Consider the following 14,848-nt stretch of genomic DNA (forward strand, 5'->3'; position numbering starts at 1 on the left):
TATTCGTTGTAATGAACGTGTAGGGTAATGTATTCTGAAAGTTTAAGTTTCATGCCCTCTGCTAACGTATTAATGTATTCGACTTGAGACTAGGTCGTTTATAATCTTCGAAGTACAGGTAAGAACAGGATAAATGGAAGCGTGTAGATACGTACTTTTCCAACAAACTATTAAATATGAAGCTCTTAAAATCCACGCTACTTGTAACACTCCTCATCAGTTTGTTCTCTTGTAAAAATCAAAAGGAAACTAAAACTTCCGCAGAAAATTTCTTAATTATCGATACGCTGAATGTCACGGCTCCTTTTGGCAACTACAACATACAAACTCCGGATTTTAAGAACGCGCCGCAATTTTTAATCACCGACTTTGGTGCAGAGCAGGCTGATCAAGACAAAACTTCAAAGGCTATCGCTACTGCCATAGATAGTGCGCACGCGCGTAATGGTGGAACGGTGGTCATTCCAAAAGGGGAGTGGCTTACTTCAAAAATTCATTTTAAGAGTCACGTAAATCTACATTTGGAAGAAGGAGCTACATTGCTCTTTTCAGAAAACCCACAAGATTATTTACCTGCGGTGCTGAGTACTTGGGAAGGGATGGAATGCTACAATTACTCCCCATTGATTTATGCTTACGATTGTGAAAATGTTGCCATCACTGGCAAAGGTAAATTAAAGGCCAAAATGGATACCTGGAAAGTATGGTTCGCACGTCCATCTGGTCATATGCAAAACCTGAAGCAGCTTTATGAGATGGCTTCTAAAGATGTGCCGGTAGAAGAGCGCCAAATGGTCAATGATTCGGCTAATTTCAGACCGCAATTCATTCAGTTTAACCGTTGTAAAAAAGTACTTTTAGAAGGTATTTCGATAGAAAATAGTCCGTTTTGGGTGATTCATCCCTACCTATCTTCTGATGTAGTCATCAGAAATGTAAATGTGTATGCGCATGGTCATAACAATGATGGAGTGGATCCTGAAATGAGTCAAAATGTACTTATTGAAGACTGTGTTTTTGATCAGGGCGATGATGCCATCGCAGTTAAAGCAGGTCGTAATCAAGATGCTTGGCGTCTCAACACTCCGGTAAAAAATGTGGTTGTACGTAATTGTCTGGTTAAAAACGGGCACCAGTTATTAGCCATAGGAAGCGAACTTTCTGGAGGGGTTGAAAATATTTATATGGAAAATTGTGAAGTTGAACCCAATGCAAAACTCAATCATTTACTCTTTATAAAGACTAATGAGCGCCGTGGTGGTTATGTGAAGAATATTTATATGGAAAATATCAAAGCCGGAAGAATTGATATGGGCGTACTGGGTATTGAGACCGATGTGCTGTACCAGTGGCGTGATCTCGTGCCTACCTACGAGCGCCGTTTGACGCAGATTGAACAAATACATATGAAAAATATCAAAGCCAAAAATGTAGATTTTGTCTCGCGCATTTTGGGTGAAGCAGAATTACCGGTGCGAGATATTCAGTTAACTACTATCCAGGTTGATTCTATTCGGGATACCGAAACGACTCATCAAAATGTTGAGAATTTTAAACGTACGGAATAAAACTAGTTGCGTTGCTTAGCGTTTAGAGAGCTTACCAAGCCCGAATTTTCATTCGGGCTTTTTTATTGGTTTAGGTAAATGTCAATTTGGTAAAATCAAAAGCTCATAATTTTCAACTTCTTATTTAATGATACTTAAATTGCGAATTGTGCAGAAACATTAGCACATTCCTAAAACGCCCACTTCTTTTTGTTAAAATTTTAAGTTTTTAAGCTTTTTTTAAGATAGTGAGAAAATTATATCGATTAGTTTAGGGCTCGTCTCTCACTGGATTTACAGAAGATTTACTGATTTTGAATCTTGCTTTTTTAGCAGAATTTTAAAGGTTTAGGCTTTAGTGGTGGGATATAGTTCATTAATCAAAAACTCAAACCGTTTTTATGAAAAGAAGAAATTTTGTGCAATTAGCAGGATTGGGAGCGGGAGCGTTGATGGTGCCTTCAGCAATGATGGGAAACAACATCGCCGCCGAAGCATTATTAGAACCTGGTCTTGATATTGCTACCAAAAAATCACTAGCCGATGTGGCGCTAAACACCGCACGCTCCCTCGGCGCTTCGTATGCCGATGCGCGTATAGGTCGCTACCTTAATCAATATGTATTTACCCGTGAGGATAAAGTGCAAAATGTAGTAAATACTGAATCTTTTGGTATTGGGGTACGCGTGATCGCTAATGGAACCTGGGGCTTTGCATCAACTAACGATGTAACCGATGCGGGAATCAAAAAAGCCACACAACAAGCAGTTTCTATAGCAAAGGCAAATTCTAAAATTCAAACGGAGCCGGTAACGCTTGCTCCTGTAGAAGCACACGGTGAAGTAAGCTGGAAAACACCAATTGTAAAAGATTTTAGAGAAGTTCCGGTTTCTGAGAAAGTAGAACTCTTGTTAGATGCCAACGCAGCTGCAATGAATGCAGGAGCCAACTTTGTGAATTCGGCCTTGTTTATGGTGAATGAGCAAAAGTATTTCGCTTCAACCGACGGTTCTTATATCGACCAAGATATTCATCGCATCTGGCCCACCTTTGGCGTTACAGCCATAGACCGCGAAGCCGGGAAATTCAAGTCTCGTGATGCGCTCAGCGCACCGATGGGAATGGGATATGAATATATGGACGGTCTGGAAAGCGAAAAACTGAAGAGTCCGGCAGGATTCAACCTGTACCGCAACAGCTATGATATCATTGAAGATGCAACCACCGCAGCAAAGCAGGCAAAAGAAATGCTTACTGCTGAGTCTGTGATGCCAGGCAAATATGATTTGGTTTTAGAACCCAATCATCTAGGCTTGACGATTCATGAATCGGTAGGCCACCCGCTAGAGCTTGACCGTGTATTGGGTTATGAAGCCAATTATGCAGGAACCAGTTTTGCTACCTTAGATAAATGGAAAGCCGGTGACTTTAAATACGGTAGCGATATTGTAAACATCGTAGCCGATAAAACCCAACCGCATTCTCTTGGTGCTGTAGGTTATGATGATGAAGGTGTGAAGACCAAGAAATGGGATTTGATCCGTAATGGAACATTGGTAAATTATGAAGCGATTCGTGATCAAGTAAGCATCTTAGGGCAGAATGAATCCCACGGATGTTGTTATGCACAGAGCTGGAATGACGTTCAGTTTCAGCGTATGCCTAACGTTTCACTCGAGCCGGGCAAAGAGCCGTATTCAGTAGAAGAAATGATCAAAGACGTAGAAAAAGGAATCTATATCGCAGGGCGCGGTAGTTATTCTATAGACCAGCAGCGCTATAACTTTCAGTTTGGCGGTACGGTATTCTACGAGATAAAAGATGGTAAGATTGTAGGGATGTTAAACGACGTGGCCTATCAATCAAACACACAGGAATTCTGGAATTCGTGTGCAAAGATCTGTGACGAGAAGGATTACCGATTATTCGGTTCGTTCTTTGACGGAAAAGGGCAACCTTCACAAGTAAGTGCAGTTTCTCACGGAAGTTCAACGGCGCGTTTTAACGGTGCTAATGTCATCAACACAGGCAGATCGGTCTAATTCTTTTATCTAACAATTAATACAAAGTACAATGGCAATATATACTGAAGAAGAAGCACGAGCGATCTTAGAGAAGGCGATGAGCTTTTCTAAGGCCGATGCGTGTGTAATGAATCTAGGCGGAAGCGAAAGCGGAAATATCCGTTACGCGCGAAATACCGTTTCTACCGCCGGCCACCAGTCTAACCAAAGCTTGGCTGTAGAGTCGAGTTTCGGAAAGAAATCGGGAACAGCAACCATCGACGAATTTGACGATGAATCTCTAGAAAAAGTAGTGCGTCGCTCAGAAGAATTGGCGCAGCTTTCACCGGAAAACCCGGAATATATGGAACCTCTAGGTCCGCAAACCTATGACAAATCGATTACCTATGTAGAAGCTACAGCGAATGTAACCCCCGAATATCGAGCGGAGGTTGCTGCAAACAGCATCAAACCGGCCGCTGTGCAGGATGTGACGGCTGCCGGATTTTTGGACGATGGCGCTGGCTTTAGCGCGATGCTCAATTCTAATGGGCTTTTCGCCTACAACAAATCGACCAATGTTGATTTTACGGTTACCATGCGTACCAACGATGGTACCGGGTCAGGATGGGTGACACGAGATTATAATGATATTACCAAGTTTGATGCAGAAGAAGCATCAGCGATTGCAATAGATAAAGCGGTGATGTCACGTGAGGCGAGAGCAATCGAGCCAGGACGTTATACCGTGATCTTAGAACCTGCTGCGGCAAGTGATCTGTTAGGAAGATTCCGTGGAGCGTTCAACGCACGTACTGCTGATGAAGGCCGAAGCTTTATGTCTAAAGAAGGTGGAGGAACTAAACTAGGTGAGAAAATTGTTGATGAGCGCGTGAACATTTGGTCAGATCCTTTGCATCCTGATGTACCTGCTTCAACCTGGAGCGGCGATGGGTTACCACGCAAAAAAACACAATGGATTGAAAACGGAGTCGTAAAAAATCTCGCTTACGACCGCTATTGGGCATCACAGCAAGGCGTTGAGCCGGTACCATTTGCAGCTAATATGATTATGGAAGGTGGCGATACCTCTTTTGACGAAATGATCAAGAGCACAAAACGCGGAATCTTAGTGACCCGTTTCTGGTACATTCGCTCGGTTGACCCGCAAACCCTCTTGTTTACAGGACTAACCCGCGACGGAACTTTTTATATCGAAAATGGACAGATCAAATATCCTGTGAAGAATTTCCGATTTAACGAGAGTCCGATCATTATGCTCAACAACCTTGAAGCCTTAGGCAAACAGGTTCGCGTCAATGGAAATCTCCTTCCGTATATGAAGGTCAGAGACTTTACGTTTACCAGTCTTTCAGACGCGGTTTAAACAAAAACAACTAGAAACTGGTTACTTCTTAAGTAGCCAGTTTTTCTTTTCCTTTAAAATGTATTGAAATTTGGCTGCAGCCAAAATAAAACAGCAAATCCCTTGAACTTCCGTTGAATACCGAATTTTTCTTCACACGATTGCAGTACGAGTCGGGCGACTGGGATGTAGACCAGCGTATGCCCTCCAATTTGCTCAACTCGCTTGTGGAATATACTACGCTTAAGATCAGTACCACCGAAAATATCATCTCGCTAAGTAGTGATGCGATATTTGAATGCCCGTTTTGTTATATCTCAGGACATAAACTGGTGCAGTTTACACCCAAGGAGCGGGAAAATTTTGAGAAGTATGTGCGCAATGGCGGTTTTGTATTTGCAGACGATTGCAATCACGATATCGACGGACTCTTTGCAAAATCTTTTGAGCGGCAAATGGAAGATATTTTTGGTCCAGACGAACTCAAAAAAATCCCTAACGATCACGAATTGTATTCTTCCTTCTTTGAATTTGAAGACGGTCCGCCGGCAACCTCACAGGAGCTGAACGGCTGGGGAGATGACTTGGTGCACGAGTACTTAAAAGCTATTGAGATCAACGGCCGCATCGGGGTGCTGTACAGCAATAAGGACTACGGCTGCGAGTGGGATTACGACTTTAGGAACAAGCGATTTTATAGAATAGACAATACACGATTTGGGGTGAACATCGTGATGTATGCCCTGACCTCATAACTTAAACGTATGGATAACAACTTGGTAAAAATCGAGCAAGAAGTAAATAGCCTTACGGCGAAAATTAAACAGCTCAAACAAGAAATTGGCAAGATCATTATTGGTCAGGAAGAAACGGTCGAGCAGTTGCTGATTACCTTTTTGGCGGGTGGACACGCCTTGCTTGAAGGAGTTCCCGGACTGGCAAAAACCTTGATGATACGCACTTTGGCGCAAGCCATAGATTTAAAATTTAAACGTATTCAGTTTACGCCAGATCTGATGCCCAGCGATATCATAGGAACCGAAATTCTCGAGGAAGATCAAACTACGGGGAAGAAATTCTTTGAGTTCAACAAGGGACCTATTTTCTCAAACATCATCCTTGCCGATGAGATCAACCGTACACCACCCAAAACACAGGCGGCCTTGCTCGAGGCGATGCAGGAATTTGAGGTGACCTATTCCGGGAAAACCTACGCGCTGGATAGACCCTTTTTTATACTCGCAACGCAAAACCCTATCGAACAATCAGGAACCTTTCCCTTGCCGGAAGCACAACAAGACCGTTTTTTGCTCTACATCCGTATTGGCTATCCTACCGAAGCAGAGGAAACCACGATTTTAAAAGCAACTACAAGTTCTAAAAAAGCAAAAGTAGAATCCGTGCTTAGCGGCGAAGAGATCATACGCTTACAGCAACTCGTGCGTGAAGTGCCCATCAGTGATGAACTGATAAGCAAAGTGAGCAAGATCATTAGAGCTACCCGCCCTGAAACTACGAGCGACGAATACGTCAAACAATGGGTGAGTTGGGGTGCAGGTCCACGTGCAGGCCAGGCAATGATCTTAACCGCAAAAGCCAGAGCGCTTTCGCAAGGCCGACTATCCGTGACTCCAGACGATTTGAAGTTTGTGGCTTTTCCGGTGTTGCGTCATCGCGTGATTGTTAACTTCAAGGCGGAAGCTGCAAATATTACGACAGATACCGTGACTCAAAAACTATTGGAAACCATTTTATAAATCGGGATGCAAACCAATTATCAAGAACTCCTCAAACCGGAAATCTTACACGAAGTGTCAGGACTCAGCCTGATTGCTCGGGTGGTTGTTGATGGCTATTTGCAAGGTTTAAATCGCAGTAAAAGTCTCGGTAGCGGTATGGAATTTAGTCAGTACCGCGGTTACGAGCCGGGGGATGATTTGCGTTTGCTCGACTGGAAAATGCTGGCGCGTTCCGGGCGTTATTACATCAAGCAATCAGAGATTGAATCTCAGGTTTCTGTAAAGTTTATTCTTGACGCGAGCAACTCGATGGCGCACAAGGAAGGCGAGCTGACCAAAATGGATTATGCTCGGGTTTTGACTGCAAGCCTTGCGTACCTCGCACATCAACAAGGAGATGAGGTGGGGCTTTTCGCGTTAAGCGAAAACCACATGACCACCATTTATCCCAAAGCCAGCATACAGCATTTTAACCGTTTGCTCCAGGAATTGCTCACGGTAGAAACCACCGGAACCTGGCCGATGAGTGCGATAAGTAATGAGCGTTTGCACGAGCGTGGCCGTAAAGAACTTATCTTTTTTATTACCGATATGTATGAGCATAGCGACGAACTTTCAGCATTCATAAAAGCGTTGAAAACGTCGCGGAATGAAGTAGCGGTGTTACAAATAATGGGGCAGGACGAAGTGAATTTTGATTATAAAGGGACAGTGACTTTTGAAGATCTGGAGACCGGGAGCAAGTTGAAGATTTCTGCAAAGGAGGCCAAGAAGCACTATCTGGAAAACCTGCAAAATAAACTCAAACAAACGGAAGAATTGTTACTGAGTCAGGGCATCAGCCATCAAGTATTTACGATGGGCGAACCGCTGGGAGAAACCCTGAACTTGTTCCTCAAAAAACGCATAAATCTCGTTTAATATGTTTTTTGCCAATCCGATGTATTTATGGGCTTTACTGGGACTCGCCGTTCCTGTAGCCATACATCTATGGAGCAAAGACGAGGGCAGAACCATCAAAGTAGGCAGCATTGCAAACCTTAGAGAATCTGAAAACGCGCAAACGAGAACACTGCAGCTCAATGAATGGCTGTTACTGCTGTTACGACTGCTGGTGATCGCTTTGTTAGTTGTTATTTTGGCGGAACCTTTCGTTAAAACAACAACCAAAAATCAGGATTTGGTTTATCTCGTAGAACCGGAATTATTAAAGATTGACACGTTTAAAACTTCTATTGATAGTCTTGCGGAAAGCAAAACGGTAAAATTATTTCTAGAGGATTTTCCGGAGTATAATGCAGCCGATTCGGTGAAAACCGTTGCGGCGAACTATTGGCAATTAGCACAGGATTTTGAGATGCTAAAAGCCGATAGTTTAGTGGTTTTTTCTCAATCGCTTGTCAGGGGTTTTAAAGGGAAACGTCCTGAAATTACCGAAAATGTAAATTGGGTGACTATTGATTCCATTCAGACCGTTGAAGGTATTGTCGCCTTGACCCAATTGCAAGATTCGGTAGAAGTGCTTGAAGTAAAAAGCACGAAGGAACAGCTACGCTTTAAAAAGTCTGTTCGTGAAGCTGCAGCTGTACAAAACCTGGAAACGGATCTCGAAATTGAATTCCTTGATACGCTTCAGGTTTACGCATTCGCGGAAGACAGTCTACAAACCAACCTGAAATTCCTCAAAACGGGTTTTGAAGCTTTATCCACGTATTTAAAGCGCCCGATAACAGTCACTGAAATTACTCAGAATGAAACACAGCAGGAAGGAATTTTGATTTGGATTAGCCTAAGCGATACGCCTGAGTTTACGGGTACGCTGCTCAAATATCAGCCGGATGCATTCGATTCTGATTTGATTGCACAAAACGGTACCCATTTTTCACTGACCCTAAACCTTACCCGTAAAAATGTGGTCGAACAACATCTAGCAGAACAGTTGTTGCCATTGTTAAATCTATATCCGGAGTTGGAGAAAGCGGTTCAAAAATACGACCGTCGCGTGTTGGCCGATGCATTTGCAACACCCTTGCGTACAGCAAAAGACCAAGAACTAAACCACGCCTCAAGCATCCCGCTGACACACTGGTTTTGGTTGGCTTTGCTCATTGCCTTGATTGTTGAACGTTTGTTATCCCGAATTCGAAAGCAATGAGCAATACAGGAAAACATAGCGTTCTAAAATTTAAACAGCGTTGGCAAAGCCAATTATGGCTGTTGGTGCTTTTATTGGCGCTGCTTCCGGCGATGTTGTTGTTTATTTTGACCAAGGGGATTGTGATCAGTCTTCTCCTTTTTGTGGTTTTAGCGACGGTAGGATTTTTGCTTTATAAACCTTTAGCGCTGGGAATTTCAAAAGTAATTGCATACATCGATGCGCGCATTCAGCATTCTGAATACAGTGCAGGACTGGTGTTTCAACCTACAGAAGAACTGAGCAGTTTAGGTCAGATTCAGCGGTATCGCACCGAACAGAAACTGGCAAACGAACTCAAAGCATTAAAAACGCCTATAGATTTTAAACATTTCGGTTTTTTACTTTTTGGAGTACTGGTTGGTACTTTGATTTTGGGTGTTTTGCTAAACACGAACGATAGTCTTTTTGATGAGGAAGCAATCCAACCTGAAAACGAAATGGTAATCCGCGCAGTAGATTCCGCGGAAGCGAAAATAATTCCGCCTAAAATCATCCAACAATCCGTCACTGTGCGTTATCCAGGATATACCGGCATTGCTGCACGCACAAGCGAGAAAATGGATATCAAAGCGCTTGAAGGTTCGCAAATCACTTGGATTTTGACGTTTGACCAGCCCGTCGATTCTGTTTTTATGGAAAGCCAATCGGCGCAGTATGAGATGAAAACCAACGCCAAAACCTATCAAAGAACCCAGCAATTAACAACCTCAGGGTTTTACAGTTTCCGCTTTGTGGATACCTTGGGTAATGCTTACGTTTCCGATTTGCACAGCATCGAGACATTGGTTGACGCGCCGCCACAGGTAGATATCTTGAATCTCGATCAGTTCACTTCCTTTGAGCCAGGAGACGAAAAAAACATTGCTTTTGACACTCAGATCATTGACGATTACGGTATTAGTGCTGCTTATATTGTGGCGACGGTGAGCCGCGGTTCGGGAGAATCGGTGAAGTTTCGGGAGGAGCAAATAGCTTTTAATTCTGCTATAACGAAAGGAAGCAAGCAGCAATCCCTTTCGCAACAGCTAAATCTGGATCAGTTAAAAATGGAGCCGGGTGACGAACTTTATTTCTACGTGCACGCGCAGGATTTGAAAACACCAAAGCCCAATGTAGCGCGTAGCGAAACCTATTTTGCGGTGATCAAAGACACGACCGAATATGAGTATGTCGAAGCCGGAGGAATGGGCGTCGATCTGCTTCCGGATTATTTTAGAAGTCAGCGCCAACTCATCATCGATACCAAAAAACTGCTTAAAGACAAACCGAATTTAAGTACTAAAGAATTCAATTCAACCAGCAACGAACTCGCTTTTGACCAGAAAAGTTTGCGTTTAAAGTACGGCGAATTTATGGGTGATGAAGCCGAAGGTGGTCTTGCTGCACAAACCGAAGATCCCGGGATGCTGAGCGACGATGATGCTGATCCGCTTGCTGAATATTCGCATCGGCACGACAGTTCCAATGAGCATAATCTAGTGGAAGTGGAGCACGAGCACGAAGGTGAAGAGGCAGAGGAGGAAGACCCGCTGGAGAAATACGTACATAACCACAGCGACCCCGAAGAATCGACCTTGTTTGCAAAATCTCTAAAACAGAAACTGCGCGAGGCGCTCAATATTATGTGGGATGCAGAATTGCACCTGAGAATGTTTGAGCCCGAAAAATCCCTGCCGTATCAAAATGAGGCGTTGAAATTGATTCAGGAGATCAAAAACAGTTCGCGTATTTATGTGCATCGCATTGGTTTTGATCCGCCGCCCATCAAGGAAGATAAACGCCTGACCGGCGAGTTGAAAGAAGTTTCAAGCACCACAAAACAGGAGGATATGGAGCAAGCCGCCCGTTTTGATGCGATTCAAAAGACCATTTCAAGAATAGAAGAATTGATTGCGTTTCAAGTGAAACCAAATTCAGAAGATCAGCAATTGTTTGAAGACGCAGGCAACGAACTTGCAGCATTAGCCATCGAGCAACCTGGGAATTATTTGGAAACTTTACAACAACTCAACTGGATCTCGCAAACGCTCGATGCCGATGTCGAAGCCTTGAAAGAACTACAAAACGGATTGCTCAAAGCCTTGCCCGTGGAAGAAGCAAAGCCCAACACCCAAAATGCCAAATTTTCTAAACTGGATGCCGTGCTGGTGAAAAATCTGGATGCCGATGAGTGAGTTGACCTTTGTACATAGTGCCTATTGGATTTCGGGATTGATTGCTGCGGTAATACTATTGGCTATTTTTGTAGTGAAAGAATGGCCACGCAAAAGCAGGAATTTTGTGTTGCGTCTGGCAGCAGGATTTGTAGCTATTTTGGCACTCCTGACAATCGCCTTAAAACCGGCACACTTGACCTCAGTGGATGGAAAGCAAGGGGTTTTGCTGACTTCAGGATATCAAGAAGCACAGCTGGATAGTTTGCGGGAAACAAATCCGGAGTTAAAAGAGTTGATGTATCAAGATCATATTGATCGCGACGAATTGGATTCAATTTCCCAACTTTTTATTCTGGGAAGTGGAGTTAAACCGTATGATTTTTGGCAGTTGGAAGGAAAGACCGTAAAGCTTTTAAAGACGGAAATCCCCAATGGAATCAATCAGTTGAGCTATTCAAAAACACTTACAGAAGGAGAAGAACTAAACATTACGGCCTATTACTCAAAACCAAAACCCGGAAATCAAATCGTATTGCAAGCCCCGGGAAATCTAGGATTGGATTCGATTCAATTTAAGGCTGCTGCAGATACGGTGTTTTCGCTTCAAGCGAAAGTAAAAGCGCCCGGTGATTTTGTATACAATTTAGTTGAGAAGGATTCTTTTGGAAGGGTTTTGAACAACGAAGCTTTACCCGTCCACATAAGCCCCGAAAAGCAGTTGAGCGTTGTGATGCTATCGGCATTTCCTTCGTTTGAGTTTAAATATTTAAAAAATTACTTGGCAGAATTAAACCATCAGGTTTTAGTGCGCAGTCAGTTGACGCAAAACCGTTTCAAGTACGAGTACTTCAATCAAGAGCGGAAGCCTTTTAATGCATTGAGTACTTCCGGTTTGAACCATTTAGACTTGCTGATTCTCGATGCGGGAGCCTGGCAATCCCTTTCGCAAAACGAACAAAATAGCATTAAAGATGCGATAACACAAGAGGGGCTGGGCGTGTTTTTGATGGCTAGCGAAGAGCTATTTTACGGCAGTCAGCCCTTGATCGATTTTAAATTCACCCGAACCGCACAGACAGAAGTAGAGCTACAAGACGGCACAGTAGTTTCGACTTTTGGATACTACTTAAATCCTGCAACCAACTTTAATGCAACGCTAAAGTCGGGAAATCAAATTTTAGCCGGACAACGCTTTATCGGCTTTGGAAGTGTGAGCACCACGGTGTTGTCAAATACCTACGCTTTGCAGTTAAAAGGAAATCAAGAGCGGTATAAATCCCTGTGGAGCGAGATATTAAAATCGGTGCTCAAACCGGAAAGCGGTGAGGTATTTTGGGAAGAACGGGATCAAATTCTTACGCCTAACGAACCCTACACTATAGAATTTCGAACTGCGGTTTCAGAATTCATCCTAACTGATACCGATGGGAATTCCATTCCTGTCATACAAGATCCAGACATCCCCGAGTTGTGGTCTGCTACTTTTTATCCCGAAGATACCGGTTGGTTTACCTTAAGATTTTCCGCTGGAGATACGATTTCAGAATATGCATATTATGTGTTTACCGAGGCGGATTGGAAAGCTAGAGCAGCGCAGGGGCTCACCAAAGCCAATCAGGACTTTTTTAGAAAAGGAGATGCTGAAGTAGAAGAACTTCAAGTTAAACGTCCTATCAATCCAATATACTTTTTTGTTCTCTTTGTGCTGGCTATGGGCTATTTATGGTTAGAGCCAAAGCTGCGAAGTTAAATTCTAATACGATTTCTTAAAATATATCATTTGGGCATATAAAATTTAGAAAGCCTTAGCATATGATGCTAAAGTACTTTTAATCTTTTGCTGGTGAGCGCTAATGCTTTGTAAATTAGAATTATAAATTTTAAACGATGAAAACTTTACTAAGCATATTCAGCATAATCACACTAAGTTTAAGCACCGCGGTAATACCGGTGAATGATGATCCTAGCACCCAACAACTCACCTTTGATGGCTATGAAGGCGGGTACTATTTTTTCTCAGACGAAGCCTATCAAGCCGTGGTTCTGGAAAGTGATTCAGAACTTGTGATGGACCTAAAAAATAATGATGCGGTAGGTGAGCAATTTGAGGTAGCTTACGAACCTAAAGCACAAACTGAGACTTCTTCAAGTCAAGGTACCATTGAAAGCATTAAAAAAATTAAATAATTTATTTTGATTCCCCTCAACGAGAAAGTCCGGATTGTGAATCCGGACTTTTTTTATGGCTACACTTTTCGGAAGTTTAAATCCTGAAAGCTTTAGTGTAGAATGCTTCGGGCTGTATGCTTATTTAATTTCGGTGATGAAATCTTCTTTAGGCGTACGCACTTTTTTCATATTTACTAACCAATCATTATCGGCATCGCGATAGCCCAAAGTGAGCAACAAGGTACTTTTATAACCAGAACCTTCCAATTCTAATAATTTATCTACTTCCGCAGGAACAAAACCTTCCATTGGCGTTGCATCAACTTTTTGTTCTGCCGCAGCAGCGATGGCCATCGCAAAAGAGATATAACTTTGTTTTGAAGCGTGATCTGCCTGCCACTCTTTACCTAAAGGTTCGTACAAACTCATAATATTTTGCTTGTAATCATCCATAGTTTCGTGAGGTAAGCCGCGCTGATCCATCGTATAATTAAATACTGCGCTTACACGCTCGTTGGTATAACCATCCCAAGCAGCAAAAACCAATAAATGCGAGCAATCAGTAACCTGACTTTGATTCCACGCAACATTTTTGATTTTTTCAAGCAATTCTTTGTTGGTAATCACAAACACTTTATAAGGTTGTAATCCTGAAGAAGAAGGTGCTAAACGGGCAGCTTCTAAAATATAATCCAGTTTTTCCTGAGGTACTTCGGCGCCATTCATGCTTTTAGCTGCATAACGCCATTTTAGATCGTCTAATAAACTCATATGCTAGTATAATTTTTAAGCAAAATTAGCAAAGGGAGGTTACATAAAGTAACTTTGTAACAAAATAGCTAGTAACATTAGAGTAACCGGGTTATGTGTGAGGATGAATTAAATTGTAACGAAAAAATTAGGGCCATTCACGATACGATGGATGTCTTGAGCGGTAAATGGAAAGTTTCAATTATTGCTTGCTTGTGTTATCAAGGTATGCGTTTTTCTGAATTACTCAGGGAGGTAGAAGGTATTTCCGGGCGTATGCTGAGTAGAGAACTCAAAGATCTGGAGATGAATAAACTCATTGAGCGTACCGTAGTTGACACTAAACCGGTAAGCGTGTTTTACAAAATTACAGACTATGGTGCTTCTCTAAAAGAACTCACCGATGTCATTGCCGAATGGGGCATAAAGCATCGCGCTCTGATCACTGAAGATTTTAAAAAGGTAACGCTGTGAAAGAGATCGAAAGCACACTGCAAAATAAAGGCATTCGGCCTACGGCGATGCGTATGCTGATCTATAAGTTTATGGCCGAAAAAAATTCGGCACAAGGCTTGTCAGATCTGGAGTTGGCGTTTACTAAAGCGGATCGCACCACGGTTTATCGCACGCTAAAAACTTTTGAAGAAAAAGGGGTAGTTCACCAGATTGACGACGGTACCGGCGTGCTCAAATATGCGCTCTGTGAACCCGGCTGTCGGTGCGATATTGAGCGTGATCTGCACCTTCATTTTCATTGTAACGCTTGTGATAAAACCATTTGTCTAACCGAGCATAAAATTCCGCATATCAATTTACCTGATGGTTTTATTGCAGAAGATGCTAATCTGGTAGTCAAAGGTATTTGCGATAGCTGCAGCACCTATTAAAATGCACTTCTGTTGCACGGCTTTTTTAGTGAAC

Annotated in this window: 13 protein-coding genes; 12 read left to right on the forward strand and 1 reads right to left on the reverse strand. The window is 42.7% G+C overall.

All coding sequences use genetic code 11. The features are described from left to right. The first annotated feature begins 176 nt into the window (after positions 1-176). The 10 genes from BUA96_RS15445 (at position 177) to BUA96_RS15490 (ending at position 13,195) form a co-directional block, all read left to right on the forward strand. Positions 177-1,568: a glycoside hydrolase family 28 protein gene (locus tag BUA96_RS15445; RefSeq protein WP_072984623.1), complete on the forward strand. Its 1,392-nt coding sequence runs from the start codon at positions 177-179 to the stop codon at positions 1,566-1,568. 380 nt (positions 1,569-1,948) lie between these two features. Further along, positions 1,949-3,589 carry a TldD/PmbA family protein gene (locus tag BUA96_RS15450; protein WP_072984625.1) on the forward strand — a complete coding sequence of 547 codons (1,641 nt, stop codon included), beginning with the start codon at positions 1,949-1,951 and terminating at the stop codon, positions 3,587-3,589. A 31-nt stretch (positions 3,590-3,620) separates the two neighbouring features. Beyond that, positions 3,621-4,937 carry a TldD/PmbA family protein gene (locus tag BUA96_RS15455; protein WP_072984627.1) on the forward strand — a complete coding sequence of 439 codons (1,317 nt, stop codon included), beginning with the start codon at positions 3,621-3,623 and terminating at the stop codon, positions 4,935-4,937. 113 nt (positions 4,938-5,050) lie between these two features. Continuing rightward, positions 5,051-5,671 (forward strand): DUF4159 domain-containing protein, encoded by a 621-nt coding sequence (locus BUA96_RS15460; protein ID WP_072984629.1) that lies wholly within the window; start codon positions 5,051-5,053, stop codon positions 5,669-5,671. A 9-nt stretch (positions 5,672-5,680) separates the two neighbouring features. After that, complete coding sequence (locus BUA96_RS15465) at positions 5,681-6,673, forward strand: AAA family ATPase (protein ID WP_072984631.1); 993 nt, start codon at positions 5,681-5,683, stop codon at positions 6,671-6,673. A gap of 6 nt (positions 6,674-6,679) precedes the next feature. Then, positions 6,680-7,576 (forward strand): DUF58 domain-containing protein, encoded by an 897-nt coding sequence (locus tag BUA96_RS15470; RefSeq protein ID WP_072984634.1) that lies wholly within the window; start codon positions 6,680-6,682, stop codon positions 7,574-7,576. A gap of 1 nt (position 7,577) precedes the next feature. Continuing rightward, complete coding sequence (locus BUA96_RS15475) at positions 7,578-8,810, forward strand: BatA domain-containing protein (RefSeq protein WP_072984636.1); 1,233 nt, start codon at positions 7,578-7,580, stop codon at positions 8,808-8,810. Further along, a complete protein-coding gene (locus BUA96_RS15480) occupies positions 8,807-11,026 on the forward strand; it encodes a tryptophan-rich sensory protein (RefSeq protein ID WP_072984638.1) in 2,220 nt (739 codons plus the stop codon). The genes BUA96_RS15475 and BUA96_RS15480 overlap by 4 nt, the downstream gene beginning before the upstream one ends. Further along, positions 11,019-12,758 (forward strand): hypothetical protein, encoded by a 1,740-nt coding sequence (locus BUA96_RS15485; RefSeq protein WP_072984640.1) that lies wholly within the window; start codon positions 11,019-11,021, stop codon positions 12,756-12,758. Before BUA96_RS15480 ends, BUA96_RS15485 begins: the two co-directional genes overlap by 8 nt. 137 nt (positions 12,759-12,895) lie before the next feature. Then, a complete protein-coding gene (locus tag BUA96_RS15490) occupies positions 12,896-13,195 on the forward strand; it encodes a hypothetical protein (RefSeq protein WP_009779456.1) in 300 nt (99 codons plus the stop codon). Between the two features lie 120 nt (positions 13,196-13,315). On the opposite strand, the gene BUA96_RS15495 is transcribed toward BUA96_RS15490, so the two are convergent. Next, a complete protein-coding gene (locus tag BUA96_RS15495) occupies positions 13,316-13,948 on the reverse strand; it encodes a nitroreductase family protein (protein WP_072984642.1) in 633 nt (210 codons plus the stop codon). A 93-nt stretch (positions 13,949-14,041) separates the two neighbouring features. Here BUA96_RS15495 and BUA96_RS15500 point away from each other — a divergent pair, with 93 nt between their 5' ends. Together BUA96_RS15500 and BUA96_RS15505 are read left to right on the forward strand one after the other, a co-directional pair. Further along, positions 14,042-14,401 carry a winged helix-turn-helix transcriptional regulator gene (locus BUA96_RS15500; protein ID WP_072984644.1) on the forward strand — a complete coding sequence of 120 codons (360 nt, stop codon included), beginning with the start codon at positions 14,042-14,044 and terminating at the stop codon, positions 14,399-14,401. Continuing rightward, positions 14,398-14,814, forward strand: coding sequence for a Fur family transcriptional regulator (locus tag BUA96_RS15505; RefSeq protein WP_072984646.1), 417 nt, complete (start codon positions 14,398-14,400; stop codon positions 14,812-14,814). Before BUA96_RS15500 ends, BUA96_RS15505 begins: the two co-directional genes overlap by 4 nt. Positions 14,815-14,848: the final 34 nt, after the last annotated feature.

This window comes from Leeuwenhoekiella palythoae (assembly GCF_900130045.1).
Classification (GTDB): Bacteria; Bacteroidota; Bacteroidia; order Flavobacteriales; family Flavobacteriaceae; genus Leeuwenhoekiella; species Leeuwenhoekiella palythoae.

Coding starts and splice junctions, on each gene's coding strand:
- BUA96_RS15490 (WP_009779456.1), top strand. CDS start 12,896: ATGAAAACTTTACTAAGCATATTCAGCATAATCACACTAAGTTTAAGC.
- BUA96_RS15480 (WP_072984638.1), top strand. CDS start 8,807: ATGAGCAATACAGGAAAACATAGCGTTCTAAAATTTAAACAGCGTTGG.
- BUA96_RS15500 (WP_072984644.1), top strand. CDS start 14,042: ATGTGTGAGGATGAATTAAATTGTAACGAAAAAATTAGGGCCATTCAC.
- BUA96_RS15455 (WP_072984627.1), top strand. CDS start 3,621: ATGGCAATATATACTGAAGAAGAAGCACGAGCGATCTTAGAGAAGGCG.
- BUA96_RS15495 (WP_072984642.1), bottom strand. CDS start 13,948: ATGAGTTTATTAGACGATCTAAAATGGCGTTATGCAGCTAAAAGCATG.
- BUA96_RS15475 (WP_072984636.1), top strand. CDS start 7,578: ATGTTTTTTGCCAATCCGATGTATTTATGGGCTTTACTGGGACTCGCC.
- BUA96_RS15470 (WP_072984634.1), top strand. CDS start 6,680: ATGCAAACCAATTATCAAGAACTCCTCAAACCGGAAATCTTACACGAA.
- BUA96_RS15465 (WP_072984631.1), top strand. CDS start 5,681: ATGGATAACAACTTGGTAAAAATCGAGCAAGAAGTAAATAGCCTTACG.
- BUA96_RS15450 (WP_072984625.1), top strand. CDS start 1,949: ATGAAAAGAAGAAATTTTGTGCAATTAGCAGGATTGGGAGCGGGAGCG.
- BUA96_RS15485 (WP_072984640.1), top strand. CDS start 11,019: ATGAGTGAGTTGACCTTTGTACATAGTGCCTATTGGATTTCGGGATTG.
- BUA96_RS15445 (WP_072984623.1), top strand. CDS start 177: ATGAAGCTCTTAAAATCCACGCTACTTGTAACACTCCTCATCAGTTTG.